The 15,237-nt window shown below is 42.6% G+C and carries 13 protein-coding genes and 2 pseudogenes; 8 read left to right on the top strand and 7 right to left on the bottom strand.

Annotated features, from left to right (window positions below; genetic code table 11):
- Positions 1–4 precede the first annotated feature (4 nt).
- Positions 5–556: an NAD(P)H nitroreductase gene (locus D3222_RS09590; protein WP_118985957.1), complete on the bottom strand. Its 552-nt coding sequence runs from the start codon at positions 554–556 to the stop codon at positions 5–7.
- Positions 557–726: 170 nt separating this feature from the next.
- On the opposite strand from D3222_RS09590, the gene sppA reads away from it, so the two are divergent.
- The 3 genes from sppA to pncA all read left to right on the top strand — a co-directional run bounded on the left by sppA (position 727) and on the right by pncA (position 4,514).
- Complete coding sequence (sppA, locus tag D3222_RS09585) at positions 727–2,592, top strand: signal peptide peptidase SppA (RefSeq protein ID WP_118985956.1); 1,866 nt, start codon at positions 727–729, stop codon at positions 2,590–2,592.
- A gap of 251 nt (positions 2,593–2,843) precedes the next feature.
- A complete protein-coding gene (ansA, locus tag D3222_RS09580; protein WP_118985955.1) occupies positions 2,844–3,863 on the top strand; it encodes an asparaginase in 1,020 nt (339 codons plus the stop codon).
- A 12-nt stretch (positions 3,864–3,875) separates the two neighbouring features.
- A complete protein-coding gene (pncA, locus tag D3222_RS09575) occupies positions 3,876–4,514 on the top strand; it encodes a bifunctional nicotinamidase/pyrazinamidase (RefSeq protein WP_118985954.1) in 639 nt (212 codons plus the stop codon).
- 67 nt (positions 4,515–4,581) lie between these two features.
- Here pncA and D3222_RS09570 read toward each other — a convergent pair whose 3' ends face one another.
- Positions 4,582–4,851, bottom strand: a complete 270-nt coding sequence (locus D3222_RS09570) for a YeaC family protein (RefSeq protein ID WP_118985953.1) — start codon at positions 4,849–4,851, stop codon at positions 4,582–4,584.
- An 82-nt stretch (positions 4,852–4,933) separates the two neighbouring features.
- The gene (msrB, locus tag D3222_RS09565; protein ID WP_118985952.1) at positions 4,934–5,344 is read right to left on the bottom strand and encodes a peptide-methionine (R)-S-oxide reductase MsrB; all 411 of its coding nucleotides are present in this window, start codon (positions 5,342–5,344) and stop codon (positions 4,934–4,936) included.
- A gap of 343 nt (positions 5,345–5,687) precedes the next feature.
- On the opposite strand from msrB, the gene gapA reads away from it, so the two are divergent.
- The 3 genes and pseudogenes from gapA to D3222_RS09550 all read left to right on the top strand — a co-directional run.
- The gene (gene gapA / locus D3222_RS09560) at positions 5,688–6,683 is read left to right on the top strand and encodes a glyceraldehyde-3-phosphate dehydrogenase (RefSeq protein WP_118985951.1); all 996 of its coding nucleotides are present in this window, start codon (positions 5,688–5,690) and stop codon (positions 6,681–6,683) included.
- Between the two features lie 127 nt (positions 6,684–6,810).
- Positions 6,811–7,437 (top strand): annotated as a pseudogene (locus tag D3222_RS09555) (D-hexose-6-phosphate mutarotase); the annotation flags it as partial.
- 113 nt (positions 7,438–7,550) lie between these two features.
- Positions 7,551–7,814: pseudogene (locus tag D3222_RS09550) on the top strand (aldose epimerase family protein); the annotation flags it as partial.
- An 80-nt stretch (positions 7,815–7,894) separates the two neighbouring features.
- On the opposite strand, the gene D3222_RS09545 reads toward D3222_RS09550, so the two are convergent.
- The 4 genes from D3222_RS09545 to fadR all read right to left on the bottom strand — a co-directional run bounded on the left by D3222_RS09545 (position 7,895) and on the right by fadR (position 12,682).
- Positions 7,895–8,647, bottom strand: coding sequence for a MipA/OmpV family protein (locus D3222_RS09545; protein WP_118985948.1), 753 nt, complete (start codon positions 8,645–8,647; stop codon positions 7,895–7,897).
- A gap of 361 nt (positions 8,648–9,008) precedes the next feature.
- Positions 9,009–10,115: a catabolic alanine racemase DadX gene (gene dadX / locus D3222_RS09540; protein ID WP_118985947.1), complete on the bottom strand. Its 1,107-nt coding sequence runs from the start codon at positions 10,113–10,115 to the stop codon at positions 9,009–9,011.
- Positions 10,116–10,121: 6 nt separating this feature from the next.
- The gene (locus D3222_RS09535) at positions 10,122–11,444 is read right to left on the bottom strand and encodes a D-amino acid dehydrogenase (protein WP_118985946.1); all 1,323 of its coding nucleotides are present in this window, start codon (positions 11,442–11,444) and stop codon (positions 10,122–10,124) included.
- 518 nt (positions 11,445–11,962) lie between these two features.
- The gene (fadR, locus tag D3222_RS09530) at positions 11,963–12,682 is read right to left on the bottom strand and encodes a fatty acid metabolism transcriptional regulator FadR (RefSeq protein WP_118985945.1); all 720 of its coding nucleotides are present in this window, start codon (positions 12,680–12,682) and stop codon (positions 11,963–11,965) included.
- 222 nt (positions 12,683–12,904) lie between these two features.
- Between fadR and nhaB the strand changes: the two genes are divergently transcribed.
- The gene (gene nhaB, locus D3222_RS09525) at positions 12,905–14,452 is read left to right on the top strand and encodes a sodium/proton antiporter NhaB (RefSeq protein WP_118985944.1); all 1,548 of its coding nucleotides are present in this window, start codon (positions 12,905–12,907) and stop codon (positions 14,450–14,452) included.
- Positions 14,453–14,633: 181 nt separating this feature from the next.
- Entirely contained in the window at positions 14,634–15,143 is a 510-nt protein-coding gene (gene dsbB / locus D3222_RS09520) for a disulfide bond formation protein DsbB (protein ID WP_118985943.1), read from the top strand.
- The last annotated feature ends 94 nt before the right edge of the window (positions 15,144–15,237 follow it).

Raw genomic sequence — 15,237 nt, 5'->3', positions numbered from 1 at the left:
CCCGTTACAAATAGCTGACAAAATTGGTCATATCAGGCGCAGTAACCTTATTTGGCGCTTTTAGCGCAGGCGTTCCAAGGTAGAGAAAACCCACTATTTTGTCATGTTCATGACAACCCAAACCGGCACGCACGGTATGATCATCAGTCCATGAACCCGTACGCCAGATACCACCAAACCCTTGAGCCACAGCAGCCATTTGCATCGCATGTACAGCACAACCAGCCGAAACCACCTGTTCCCATTCAGGTATTTTGGAATTCTCAGCCACTTTTGCCATAACCGCGATGATTAATGGTGCACGATAAGGTGCATTTTTCGCTTTTTCTTCCGCCTCGGCACCCAGGTTACTATCAATGGCTGCTTGATGGAGTAATCGACTGAATCGCTCAATACCTTCATCCTGCATGACAGTAAAGTGCCACGGACGTAATGCGCCATGATCAGGTGCTCTCATTCCCGCCGCCAAAATATGCTGTAATGCTTCACCTTGAGGTGCCGGGGTGGTTAAACGTGATACTGAACGTCTGTTCAACAAAAGTTCTAGTGCATCCATTTTTTCTCTCCTGGGTAATGTATTTTGTTATAAGCTAGCATTTTCTGTTTATTTGTTAACAAATAAAAGCCCCAAAGCTATCTTTTCAGACAATATGCCACTATTTGAAGCTGACATTTACATGTCTGATCATTAGGATAGCTTCACTTGATCCTAGTTTTGGAGATGATATGCGTATTTTATGGAAGTTGATCGCAAGATTATTTAAATGGAGTTGGCGACTATTAAATTTTATTCGGGAAGTCATTTCAAACTTGATTTTTATCATGCTAATTCTGGTTGTGGTTGGCGGTTTTCTGATTTACCAACAGCCAAACAAAACGGCGGATAGTTATCAAGGAGCATTATATGTCAATCTCACCGGTATCATTGTGGATCAGGTCTCCAGCCGTACTCCATTGACTCAATTAGGCCGTGAGTTGTTTGGTACATCCAGCAATCAATTCCAGGAAAACTCCCTGTTTGATATTGTTGATAGCATTCGCCAAGCAAAAACCGATAACAAAATCACCGGGCTAGTGCTGAAACTTGATGATTTCATCGGCACCGACCAGCCCTCCATGCAGTATATCGGTAAGGCAATTAATGAGTTTAAAACTTCCGGTAAACCGGTTTATGCTATCAGTGATAGTTATAATCAGTCGCAATATTATCTGGCTACCTTTGCCGATAAAATCTATCTATCACCACAAGGAACGGTTGGCCTTTATGGCTATTCAACCAATAATTTGTATTATAAATCCCTGCTGGATTCACTGAAAGTCACCACGCATATTTTCCGCGTCGGCACATATAAATCAGCCGTTGAACCGGTTATGCGTGATGATATGTCCCCCGCTGCCCGCGAGGCTGATAGCCGTTGGGTCAACGGGCTGTGGCACAACTACCTCAATACTGTCGCTACCAACCGCAAGCTCTCTGTTCATCAAGTATTCCCTGGCGCTGATGAGATGATTGCTAACTTACGTGTTGTTGGCGGAGACAATGCGCAATATGCACTTAAATACAAACTGGTCGATTATGTGGCGCCGCGCAATGTCATTGAAAGTGACATGACAAAAACCTTTGGTTGGGACGAGAAAAACCGTCACTTCAATGCTATCAGCATTTATGATTATGCCCCGCAATTGGTGGAAGGCAGGTTATCATCCAAAGGCAATATCGCCGTTATTGTCGCACAAGGTGCAATCGTCGATGGGCAACAGACTCAAGGCATGGTTGGCGGTGACACAACCGCCGCTCAGATTCGTCAAGCTCGTCTGGATGATAATATCAAAGCCGTTATTCTGCGGGTAAACAGCCCTGGTGGCAGTGTGAGTGCTTCTGATGTTATCCGCACTGAACTGGCTGCGCTACGTGCAACGAATAAACCCGTGGTGGTTTCCATGGGGGGAATGGCGGCATCCGGTGGCTACTGGATCGCTACCCCGGCTAATTACATCATCGCAAACCAAAGTACGTTGACGGGTTCCATCGGTATCTTCGGTGTCATCACCACTTATGAAAACAGTCTGGAACATATTGGTATCCACACTGATGGCGTCTCCACGACACCACTCGCGGGCATTTCTGTTACTAAAGGACTCAGTAAAGAGTTCTCGGCACTGATGCAGCTTAATATTGAGAATGGCTATAACAACTTTATTGACCTTGTTGCTGCTTCACGCCATAAAACACGTGAAGAAATCGATGAAATTGCTCAGGGGCATGTGTGGATTGGTAACGATGCGAAAACCAATGGATTGGTCGACCAATTAGGGGATTTTGATGATGCGGTCACCAAAGCGGCTGAATTGGCAAAATTGGATAACCCAGCGCTTGACTGGATGCAACCTGAAATGTCATTCAGTGAGTTGCTGATGAGCCAGTTGACAACAACCGCGCAAGCTATCGTACCGGAAGCGGTTCAAGCCTGGCTCCCCGCGCCATTGGTGCAAGTAGCTCAGGAAGTAAAACAACAGAGTGAGTTCTATCGCCATCTGAATGATCCACAAAATCGTTATGCATTCTGTTTAAATTGCGGAGATATTCGCTAAACAACCGATAACAATCCATGATGCTAGTAATAGCTCGATTAATTTAGCCTGACAGATTGCCCTGTCAGGCTTTTTTTATTTTGTAATACTCCTATACCCTATGGATTTCAAGATGTATCGCGACGGCAAGGGAGCGAATCCCCGGGAGCATAGCGAACTATGTGACCGGGGTGAGCGAATGCAGCCAACAAAGAGGCAACTTGAAAGATAACGGGTATATAATCCTGCTGATCTTTTTATGAGGTACAATCATGCAGAAGAAATCTATTTATGTCGTCTATACTGGCGGAACCATTGGGATGCAACACTCATCTCAGGGATACATTCCCGTTTCCGGGCATTTACAACACCAACTAACAAAGATGCCCGAATTCCATCGACCGGAAATGCCGACATTCACCATCCGAGAACATCAACCATTGATCGATTCTTCTGATATGACCCCAGAAGACTGGCAATTTATCGCTGATGATATCCGAGAAAACTACCATGATTATGATGGGTTCGTGATCCTGCATGGTACGGATACAATGGCATTCACGGCATCCGCCCTCTCCTTTATGTTTGAGAATCTAGGTAAGCCAGTCATTGTCACTGGGTCACAAATCCCGCTGGAAGCACTGCGCTCCGATGGGCAGACAAACTTGTTGAATGCGCTTTATCTTGCCGCTAATTACCCCGTTAACGAGGTCAGCCTGTTTTTCAATAATAAACTGTTTCGTGGGAACCGGACCGTCAAAGCCCATGCCGACGGTTTCGATGCTTTTGCCTCACCAAACTGTTCTCCATTAATGGAGGCCGGTATTAACATCAAAACCTTCAATGCATGTTCTGCTCCTACCAATCACGGTGAGTTTATTACTCATCGGATTACCCCTCAGCCCATTGGCGTAATCACCATTTATCCCGGCCTTTCCAGTCAGGTTGTGAATAATATTTTAATGCAACCGGTTAAGGCTCTCATCCTGCGCTCGTATGGCGTCGGAAACGCGCCTCAACACCCTGAATTATTGAAAGAGCTAAGACAGGCAACAGAAAGAGGGATCGTGGTTGTTAATTTGACGCAATGCATTTCTGGCCGAGTAAATATGGAAGGTTATGCAACGGGCCATGCTCTGGCCGAAGCGGGGGTGATAAGCGGCTACGATATGACTTTTGAAGCAACTTTAACCAAGTTGCACTATTTACTCAGTCAACCCTATAGCAATGAAAAAATTCGTTATTTAATGCAACAAAATTTACGTGGTGAATTAAGTTATATTGATAAATAATCAAGGAAAGAGATGAAAACAGCCCTATTACTTATTGATCTACAGAACGACTTCTGTACCGGCGGCGCTTTAGCCGTAGAAGAGAGTGAACAAGTCATTGTTGCGGCAAATCAAGCAATTGCTATTTGTCTGAAACACAATATCAGCACTATTGCCAGCCAAGACTGGCATCCTGCTGAACATATGAGCTTCGCCGTAAATTCCGGCCAGAAGATCGGTGATATCGGTCTATTAAACGGTATTCCACAAGTATGGTGGCCGGTACACTGCGTTCAAAGTCAGCCTGGCGCTGATTTCCATCCACAGCTAAACAAGCAGGCAATTCTCGAAATTTTCCACAAAGGTGAAAATCCACAGATCGACAGCTACAGTGCGTTCTTCGACAACGGCCATCAGAATAAAACCCGGCTTGATGACTGGTTGCAAGCACAGCAAATTCAACGTCTGTTTATTATTGGTATCGCCACTGACTATTGTGTGAAATTTACCGCGCTGGATGCGCTGGCATTAGGTTATGAAACCTGGATCATTACTGACGGTTGTCGAGGGGTTAACCTTAGTCCAAATGATAGCCAATCAGCATTCAAAGAGCTAAAAGAGCAAGGCGCTATATTGATAGAACTTGATCAACTCGAAGAAGCTCTCCTCTGATTATTATCAATCCAAGGCCAGGCTGAGTTTTACACACTCAGCCTTTTCATCACCTATTCGCCAAAGATTATGGTTTGAATGTTGCCACCATTTCAGATTGAAAGATCGCTTTCAGTTCTTGTTTACTCTTCATCACCAACTGACCATCAGTACCAATCGTCATATGTTGCGGATCATGATTATGCCTTGATTGCCATAGCATAATCATTTGCAAACTATACTCTTTCTGCTCTGCCGTTAGAGGTACACCATCCTGCCATTTACCCAGTTCTACTGCCTGAACCAGGCGTTGATATATTTCTGGTGTCATTACAGATAACAGATCATCCAGTTCCATTGATATTTCCTCATTATTTTCCAGAATTAGCTGAAACGATTTTTAGCGTAAACTAAGATTATGCCCGCAATAATAAAAACAATTAACCTGCTGTTTTTTCGCCTGTATTTTCATCAGTAAAGCTTAATGCAGCCGAGTTGATACAAAAACGCTCTCCTGTTGGTTGCGGGCCATCAGGGAACACATGCCCCAAATGAGCGTTACAATGACCGCAACGAACCTCAATACGATGCATATTGTGACTATCATCATCAAGATACTGCACTGCATCATGAGTGGCAGGCTGGTAAAAACTCGGCCAGCCACAACCAGAATCAAATTTAGTGTCGGACATAAATAACGGCTGCTCGCAGCACAAACAATGATACACGCCACTTTTCTTATTCTGTAGCAATTTCCCTGAGAATGGCGGCTCTGTCCCGGCATTCTGGGTTACATGATGCTGAATATCAGTAAGTTCTTTATAAAGGGAAATTTCAGGGTTCTTAGCCATAACGACCACCTTAATAATAAGACTCATGTTCTCAATAAAATTGATTAATAATAACAAAAAATTAACATTACATCAGTGGAATTTATTTTAAGCGGTTAACTGAATCTGTTTATCCTGCTATTTGTGATGTGACTCGCATATCTAACCAATTAACTTTCAATATCTGTCTGCACCTTGATAATGGTGGGCGGCTCGATGGCCAGTACCCTATAGCAAGCGTCTAAATGATGAACTCAAAGCTAATGTTTTTCGGCTATTGACACGATTCCGCTTGACGGCTGGCAAGGTTTTGGTAACTTTAGTAATAATTTTTAATTCACTAAAAAATAGCTGGTGGAACACTATGACTATCAAAGTAGGTATCAACGGTTTTGGTCGTATTGGCCGTATTGTTTTCCGTGCTGCACAAGAACGTTCAGACATCGAAATCGTTGCAATCAACGATTTGCTCGACGCCGAATACATGGCTTACATGCTGAAATACGATTCAACTCACGGTCGCTTCAACGGCACTGTTGAAGTAAAAGACGGCCACCTGATTGTTAACGGCAAAGTTATCCGCGTTACAGCAGAAAGAGATCCAGCTAATCTAAAATGGAACGAAGTAGGTGTTGATGTTGTTGCAGAAGCAACAGGTATCTTCCTGACTGACGAAACTGCACGTAAGCACATTGCCGCTGGTGCGAAAAAAGTTGTTCTGACCGGCCCGTCCAAAGATGACACGCCTATGTTTGTTATGGGGGTTAATCACCAAACTTATGCAGGCCAGGAGATCGTCTCCAATGCTTCCTGTACCACTAACTGTCTGGCACCGCTGGCTAAAGTTATCAATGATAAATTCGGCATTGTTGAAGGGCTGATGACCACTGTTCACGCAACAACGGCAACTCAGAAAACCGTTGACGGTCCTTCCGCGAAAGATTGGCGTGGTGGTCGTGGCGCTGCTCAGAATATTATCCCATCATCTACCGGCGCAGCTAAAGCTGTTGGTAAAGTTATCCCTGAACTCAATGGTAAGCTGACTGGCATGGCTTTCCGCGTTCCTACTCCTAACGTATCGGTTGTTGACCTGACTGTACGTCTGGAAAAATCAGCCACTTATCAACAAATCTGTGATGCAATCAAAGACGCGGCGGAAGGTGAACTGAAAGGCGTTCTGGGTTACACCGAAGATGACGTCGTATCTAACGATTTCAATGGCGAAAAACTGACTTCTGTGTTTGACGCAAAAGCAGGTATCGCTCTGAACGACAACTTTGTGAAACTGGTTTCCTGGTATGACAACGAAACGGGTTACTCTAACAAAGTTCTGGATCTGATTGCTCATATTTCCAAATAACCGAGTCATTACCTTGTCTGAAAAGAGCTGCCTTCCCCGGCAGCTCTTTTGTTTCAATCTGTGTACAACATGCGTTATTCTTGGGCGATTGCCATTATCCCAGCTTTGGTTTTACAAGGTTATACGCATGAACGATAAAATTTTTACGTTGCCGATTGCCGAACAGATTTCTCCTGCTATTAGTCAACGAAATATAGATGGCTTTCCACTGATAGTCGTCTCTCATCCTAAAGTTCGTGGTGCCATCAGCCTGCAAGGGGCGCATCTCATCGTCTGGCAACCCAGTGGTGAAGAGCCGGGGTTATGGCTAAGCAAGAAAACCGCATTTGGAGCAGGTACCGCTATCCGCGGTGGTATACCTATTTGTTGGCCTTGGTTTGGTTCCGCCGGAGCACCAAGTCACGGCTTTGCCAGAATTCTGCCCTGGGAATTTAGCGCACATAATGAACATGAAAATGGCGTCATATTAACTTTCACGCTGAAAGACAATGAATATACCCATAAATTGTGGCCTTATGATTTTACCTTGATTGCCCGTTTCAAACTGTGTGAAACCTGTGAAGTGGAGCTGGAAACCTATGGTGATTATCAAGCAACTTGTGCCCTGCACACTTATCTGAATATAGGCGATATTAATCAGGTTTCAATTAGCGGTTTAGGTAAACATTTTATTGATACGGTTGCTGACAAAGAGCAACACACCACGGTAGAGCATCTTATGTTCAATGGCCGCACTGATCGCATTTATACCCGTTATCTTTCAAGTTGCCTCTTTGTTGGCTGCACTCACTCACCCCGGTCACATAGTTCGCTATGCTCCCGGGGATTCGCTCCCTTGCCGTCGCGATGCATCTTGAAATCCATAAGGTATATACCGAGCCGGAAAATTTTAATTTGATAAGGGATAAATCGCTGAAACGGACTATTGAAATTCACCATTACCATCACAGTGATGTTGTATGCTGGAATCCAGGTGTTCAATCGTCAAACAGTATGAAAGATATGGACAATGAAGATTATAAAAATATGGTTTGTGTAGAAACAGCTCGCATCAATAAGCCACTAATCTCTAAAGATGACAGTCCAGCCCATATTTCGGTTTTAATCCGTTGCCGGAAAGACTACCCGTAAATATCTCACTCATTCACATTAAAAAGACTGAATACTATCCCATGAATTCAGTCTCTATCCAATATTATTGCCATGAGTAATTAAAAACTATATGTAACACCTGTCCAAACAATACTTGAATATGACTTATTAACCATCGGACTATCTTTAATTTCACTCGGTAAACGCTCAACACGCCCCATCATAAATACAGCCCATTCCTGGTTAAATTTATAATTAGCAGATAATTCCAGATAGGGAGTCCAACTATCATCTGGCGTGTGTTTTTCTAATCCGCTACGGCGAGATTCACTATCTTTAATGCCATATTCATAACGATTTTGTTTTTTACTATTCCAAACCACACCTAATCCTGGTTGTAATGACCAATCATCACTTTTAAATTCATATAAATAAGCCAGGTCAATCGTTATGCCTTTACTTTTACTCAACGTATCCGCAGCAAAAGAGCTACGCAACGTTCCCCAATCTTCAATATGACGATAACTAAGACCGCCCATCATGGTATCATGGCGACGATCCAGCTTTTTCATCTGCTTATCTTCATTATCTTTTGGGCGGAAATTTTGCGGATAGTAATAAACATCTAAAGATAGCTGATCTTTTGGTTCATTCCACAAATAATACCCAGCGGCTAAAGTATGAAAATAGAAATTGTCACTTTCATAATTAACCATTGGAACAAACAACACTTTATCTTTATTCTTTACCCCTTTATAAGGTGATGCCTCAGCCAAAACAGAGGCACCAATTGACCACTGCCCCGCATAAGCTAAAGATGAAGAAAGACAAAGAGTGACGACTGTGGCTAAAATTTTAGCTTTGTTGATCATGATTAACTATTTCCTTTAAAACAATTATGCGATTAGCTATATCAAGTGTAAAAGATCGTTTCCCTCATTTCCAAGTAATAATGTCCTATGTTTCTCAAAGAGCACAATATGTTTATACCCTTTATCTTTCAAGCTGCTGCTTTGTTGGCTGCTTTCACTCACCCCAGTCACATCGTTATCTATGCTCCTAGGGATTCGTTCACTTGCCGCCACGCTGCAACTCGAAATCTATTAGGTATAGTGCCCACCCAATTTTTCTGACGAAAATAAACAAATTATAGAAAACAAAGATATATTAATTTAGCGAAAACGGTAACTTACTTCCTGCAATAATACCAGAAACTCACTACTATTTAACACGCTATCGGGTATTTAACGGCATTCTGGTATTTAACGACATTATAGATACCGGGACCCGATCCGCCAATGCGCACAATAATTCATAGCCAATTGTTCCAGAGCTCTCCGCCACATCATCCACCGGCAAATTTTGCCCCCATAATTCAACAGGAGCGCCAATTTGGGCCTGAGGACACGGCGTTAAATCCACCGACAACATGTCCATTGATACTGTACCTAATACTTGGGTCCTGACGCCATCGACCATAATCGGTGTTCCCGTCATTGCACGACGGGGATAACCATCGGCATAGCCACAGGCGACGGTACCGACTCGCATAGGGCCTGACGCTGTATATTTACTGCCATAACCAATTTTGTCTCCTGCCTTGAGATTCTGAATAGCAATAATCTCACTTTGCAGACTCATCACTGCTTTCAACCCAATATCGGCAATATCTTTCCATTTTCCACTCGGTGAGGCACCATAAAGCACAATACCGGGACGTACCCAATCTCTATGAGTTTGTGGATACCACAAAGAAGCGGCTGAATTAGCCAGACATTGAGAAATATCCAATCCCTGACTGACCGAATTAATAACGTTAAGTTGTTCAGTAACGCCGATCTCCTTATTATCCGCATTCGCAAAATGTGACATTAACGTTATTTGCCCAATTTGCCGGATACCTCTTGCTAATGATAAAACCGCGCTATATTGATCCACGGGAAATCCCAATCGATTCATACCGCTATTGAGTTTGAGATAAATATCGATGGGTTTACTCAAATTGGCCGCTTCTATTGCTTCAAGTTGCCAATGGCTATGCACTACCGTTGTCAACTGATATTCATCAATTATTGGCAAATCTTCGGGTTTGAAAAACCCTTCCAATAACAAGATTGATCCCTGCCACCCCTGCTCCCGCAATAAAATCGCTTCATGAAAATCAAGTAAAGCAAATCCATCAGCCTGATCGAGATACCGCCATATACAATGCAGACCATGCCCATAAGCATTTGCTTTAACAACAGCCCAGATTTTACTATTACCGACCTTATTACGAATAATCGCCAGATTATTTCCCAATGCATCAAGATGGATCGTTGCCGAAATCGGACGTGGCATATTCTATTAGCCTCTCAGTTCAATGTGTAATTGATGGCTAAATGGCACCAATGTTGTTTTCAATATTGTATTAAAACCATTAACATAACGAAATACTGATAAATCATCGGATGCAATGGCGGGCTTTTTACCTGAAATAATATCAGCCAGTAACTGACTGGAACCACATGCCATTGTCCATCCCAATGTCCCATGCCCTGTATTTAAGTAGAGATTGTGATATTCAGTCGGGCCAACAATTGGGGTACCATCTGGCGTCATCGGACGTAATCCTGTCCAAAAACGAGCCTGAGTAATATCGCCCCCACCGGGATAAAGGTCTTGCACCACCATTTTCAATGTTTCATAACGAGCTTTAAGCAGATCCAAATTGAAACCGACAACTTCGGCCATTCCACCCACGCGAATACGGTTATCAAACCGGGTAATCGCAATTTTGTATGTTTCATCCAATGCAGTAGATACCGGAGCCCGTTCCGCATCGACAATAGGCATGGTTAATGAATAACCTTTCAGTGGATATACTGGAATTTTGACAACACCTTTCAGCAATTCAGTGGAATAAGCGCCCATTGCAACAACATAGTTGTCTGCTGTCATAACGCCATCTTCACACTGGACGCCGGTAATCCGATGCCCTTCGACCAATAACTGTTTGACCTGTTTATTAAACAAAAACGTTACACCTGCCGCTTCTGCCATTTTTACCAACTCTTTAGTAAAAAGCTGACAATCACCCGTCTCGTCGTTCGGTAATTGCAATCCCCCAGTTAGTTTGTGAGCGACATGTGCCAAGGCTGGCTCTACCGTCGCTAGTTTATCTGCCGTTAATAAATTGTAAGGAACACCTTCCTGCTCAAGAATGGCTATGTCATTCATCGCATTATCAAACTGCTTATTGGTGCGGAATAACTGAAGCGTGCCCCCTTGACGCCCTTCATATTGAATACCCGTATCTGCCCTCAACTGTTTGATACAGTCACGACTGTACTCTGCCAGCCGTACCATCCGACTCTTATTTATCGCATAGTGACTTGCATCACAATTACGCAACATCTGCCACATCCAGCGTAACTGAAACAGCGATCCATCCGGACGAATAGCCAACGGAGCATGACGTTGAAACATCCACTTAATCGCTTTCAATGGAATACCCGGCGCTCCCCACGGGGTCGCGTATCCCGGCGAGATCTGCCCGGCATTAGCCGCACTGGTTTCCTCAGCAGCACTTCCCTGGCGATCAATGACAGTGACTTCATGACCTTGCTGTACCAAATACCAGGCACTGGTTACACCAATAACACCACTACCTAAAATAAGGATTTTCATCATGCCCCCGGATGATTTAAAATTTTAGGCAAGCATAATATGCTGTTTATAAAAAACCAATATAGAACAATCATCGGTCACGTCAATAATCTACATTTATGATTTAGGTCACAATTATATTACATTTATGCAACAGGCTTATTTGTGATTCATACCTAACCAAATTATAAAAATTAATATCAAAATCATAAAATTAAGATAATAATTACGATATGAATCGCCTGCTAATTATTTCATATCAAGTCATTATTTTGAGTTTTTCGGTGAAAAAAACGAATCAATTAAACAACCACAAGATACCAATAACCACCAATTAATCGGAATAAAAATTCAAATAAAAACCCAAAAGTCAGAATAATATTCTAAAATAGAGAAATTAACGATTGGCTTGAGATTAGATGAGAAAAAACAAAGCTCCCGGTACAGAACATTCCGCACCGGGACAACTCAAAATAATTTTGATTTGAAACTAATAGATCGGATAAGGTCTGGAATTAAGTAAAAACACTAACGAGATATCAGCGACACACTTCAGACAAATCACTTGGCATCGTACTTTGCATACTGTGCCAAATAACACCGCTCTCTTTACCATAATTACGTACACATTCCATGATGTTATCGTAGGATTTATCACGACATAATATCACCAGTTGCTGATAAAAATTCAGCGCCAATTTACGCGCCTCAGGATTAGAGAAGTAATAACGCCCTATACGGGTATATAGCCCTTTCAACCCATTGATAATAAGGCCGTAAATTGGATTACCCGAAGCAAAAGCCAAGCCACGGAAAATATCATAATCTAGCGTACTAAATGATTCTGAGTTATCTTCCACATGCTCTTTTTCCGCCAGTACTTCCAATGATTTACTCGGATTATGCTTAAAAGCGGTGCGAATGAATATCGCCGCAATATTCGTTCTTACCGCCAGTAGGTTATCAATCAATTCAGGAACGCGATCGTGATCAAGACGGGCCAGAGTCTCTAAAATATTAAGACCCGATGTTTCCCAAAAGTTATTCACTTTTGTTGGTTTGCCATGCTGAATAGTTAACCATCCATCACGAGCCAAACGCTGCAATACTTCACGCAGGGTAGTCCTTGTCACACCAATTAACTCAGATAATTCACGTTCTGCCGGAAGAATGGAGCCTGGAGGAAAACGACCGTTCCATATACTCTCAATAATATACTCTTCCGCAAAACCTGCGGGACTTTGAGCCTTAATGACCATATTTTTATTATTCCAACGTGACTTTTTCAACTAATAATAGATGAAATTATATCAGAATACGCAACTTCAATATAGCTATGTAGTCTAGAAAGCGTAAAGGCGGTCATGAAAAAAAGCGTACTAATGCTTAATTATGTCTCATTTCCCTTAAAATATTCTGTATTAAAGCGTACTATTGTTTAAAGAACGCGATCTTACGAATTTAGAGGAACTTTAATTGCAATGGAAACCAGTATCCTAAAAACAGCGGTAAAAAACTTTCTCGGCAACTCGCCAGATTGGTATAAGCTAGCTATCATCATCTTTCTCATCATCAACCCATTGATATTCTTCTTTATTAACCCATTTGTCGCCAGCTGGCTGCTTGTTATCGAATTTATCTTTACTTTAGCAATGGCACTTAAATGTTACCCGTTACAACCAGGTGGCCTGTTGGCAATTGAAGCGGTCATCATCGGCATGACCTCACCTCAACAAGTCGGTCATGAAATTGCTAATAACTTGGAAGTTGTACTGTTGCTGATATTTATGGTCGCAGGAATTTACTTTATGAAGCAATTACTATTATTTGCCTTCACTAAACTCCTGCTCTCCATAAAATCCAAGCGTATGCTTGCCTTGGCATTCTGCCTGGCCAGCGCATTCCTGTCAGCATTTCTTGATGCCCTGACAGTTATCGCGGTAGTTATTAGTGTTTCCCTTGGTTTCTATTCTATCTACAACAACTTCATTACTGATCAGCATGATGTACTTAACTCTAAACATGACAATCACATTGATACAGCAAAAAAGAAACAAACTCTTGAACAGTTTCGTGCTTTTTTGCGCAGCCTGATGATGCATGCAGGTTTAGGTACTGCACTCGGTGGTGTGATGACAATGGTAGGAGAACCACAAAATCTGATTATCGCCAAAAACGTTAATTGGGATTTTGTCACCTTCTTTATTCGCATGGCTCCAATTACCCTGCCTGTCTTTATCTGCGGGCTGCTAGTCTGTTTTCTGGTCGAACACTTTAAACTGTTCGGTTATGGTGCAGAATTGCCAGAACGCGTCCGACAGGTATTGGAAGATTATGATAAAAAAACCAGCGCAAAACGAACCCGTAAAGAAAAAGTGCAGCTTCTTGCTCAAGTGCTGATAGGGATATGGCTCATTATTGCGTTGGCGTTTCATCTGGCGGATGTTGGTCTGATTGGCCTTTCAGTCATCATTCTAACCACGTCGTTCTGTGGTATTACCGAAGAACATGCACTGGGTAAGGCATTTGAAGAGGCACTACCATTCACGGCATTACTGACAGTTTTCTTTTCTATCGTTGCAGTCATCGTTGACCAGCAACTGTTTACGCCATTTATTCAGTTCGTATTACAGGTTTCTGAAACTTCTCAACTTTCGCTGTTCTATCTGTTCAATGGCTTACTCTCATCAGTATCAGATAACGTGTTTGTCGGTACGGTTTATATCAATGAAGCGAGAGCCGCCATGCAGGAGGGGCTAATTTCACATAAACAATTTGAATATCTGGCTGTTGCGATTAATACCGGCACTAACCTGCCTTCCGTTGCAACACCTAACGGACAAGCCGCATTTCTGTTCCTGTTGACCTCGGCATTATCGCCATTGATTCGTTTATCTTATGGCCGCATGGTGATAATGGCATTACCTTATACCATTGTCATGACTCTGGTCGGTTTGCTGTGTGTGGAATTTCTGCTAATTCCAGTCACTGACATGATGGTTCATTGGGGCTTAATTGCTTTGCCATAACCGGCAATAATTCGTTTTATAGCATTAACCAACCCATGCCGTATTGAGCAATGATCATGCTCAATACGGTTTTATTTTTCCCCAAAAAAGCCAGATTCACCTTAATTGACTTTTTTTGTTACCTGTAAATCGGCAAAATAGACGCTCAATTGTTTATCTTAATCTGCATGGAAAAACGGAAATGATGCGATTTTTAAACCACTGTTCTCAAGGACGAAGCGCATGGCTGTTAATGACCTTGACCGCCCTAATACTAGAAGGCACGGCATTATATTTTCAACATGTGATGAAATTACAACCCTGCGTGATGTGTATTTATGAACGGGTTGCGCTGTTTGGTATATTAGGTGCCGGGGTATTGGGTGCGATCGCACCAAAAACGCCGTTACGCTGGCTGGCTATTATTTTGTGGATCTACAGTGCCTGGAACGGCCTGCAACTCGCATGGGAACATACTATGATGCAGTTACACCCTTCTCCATTTAATACCTGTGACTTCTTCGTAAACTTCCCTTCATGGTTGGCGTTAAATCAATGGCTTCCTTCTGTATTTGAAGCTACAGGTGATTGTTCAGTAAGACAGTGGCAATTCCTGACATTAGAGATGCCACAATGGCTAGTCGGTATTTTTGCTGCTTACCTAGTTGCTGCGGTATTAGTATTAATCAGCCAATTTTTTATCCGTAAATAATTACCCATTCAGACAGCGAAAAATGATTGTCTGATGAATCAAATATACTCGCGGAATCATGCCAAAGAGTACCGAATAACCCTACGGCATGTTC

The sequence above is a fragment of the Photorhabdus sp. CRCIA-P01 genome, assembly GCF_003545805.1.
Classification (GTDB): Bacteria; Pseudomonadota; Gammaproteobacteria; order Enterobacterales; family Enterobacteriaceae; genus Photorhabdus; species Photorhabdus antumapuensis.
This window is presented reverse-complemented; position numbering and strand designations above follow the sequence as displayed.

Bases quoted from the DNA above. Each gene is read 5' to 3' on its own strand.
- D3222_RS09590 (WP_118985957.1), bottom strand. From the start codon at position 556: ATGGATGCACTAGAACTTTTGTTGAACAGACGTTCAGTATCACGTTTA.
- sppA (WP_118985956.1), top strand. From the start codon at position 727: ATGCGTATTTTATGGAAGTTGATCGCAAGATTATTTAAATGGAGTTGG.
- ansA (WP_118985955.1), top strand. From the start codon at position 2,844: ATGCAGAAGAAATCTATTTATGTCGTCTATACTGGCGGAACCATTGGG.
- pncA (WP_118985954.1), top strand. From the start codon at position 3,876: ATGAAAACAGCCCTATTACTTATTGATCTACAGAACGACTTCTGTACC.
- D3222_RS09570 (WP_118985953.1), bottom strand. From the start codon at position 4,851: ATGGAACTGGATGATCTGTTATCTGTAATGACACCAGAAATATATCAA.
- msrB (WP_118985952.1), bottom strand. From the start codon at position 5,344: ATGGCTAAGAACCCTGAAATTTCCCTTTATAAAGAACTTACTGATATT.
- gapA (WP_118985951.1), top strand. From the start codon at position 5,688: ATGACTATCAAAGTAGGTATCAACGGTTTTGGTCGTATTGGCCGTATT.
- D3222_RS09545 (WP_118985948.1), bottom strand. From the start codon at position 8,647: ATGATCAACAAAGCTAAAATTTTAGCCACAGTCGTCACTCTTTGTCTT.
- dadX (WP_118985947.1), bottom strand. From the start codon at position 10,115: ATGCCACGTCCGATTTCGGCAACGATCCATCTTGATGCATTGGGAAAT.
- D3222_RS09535 (WP_118985946.1), bottom strand. From the start codon at position 11,444: ATGAAAATCCTTATTTTAGGTAGTGGTGTTATTGGTGTAACCAGTGCC.
- fadR (WP_118985945.1), bottom strand. From the start codon at position 12,682: ATGGTCATTAAGGCTCAAAGTCCCGCAGGTTTTGCGGAAGAGTATATT.
- nhaB (WP_118985944.1), top strand. From the start codon at position 12,905: ATGGAAACCAGTATCCTAAAAACAGCGGTAAAAAACTTTCTCGGCAAC.
- dsbB (WP_118985943.1), top strand. From the start codon at position 14,634: ATGATGCGATTTTTAAACCACTGTTCTCAAGGACGAAGCGCATGGCTG.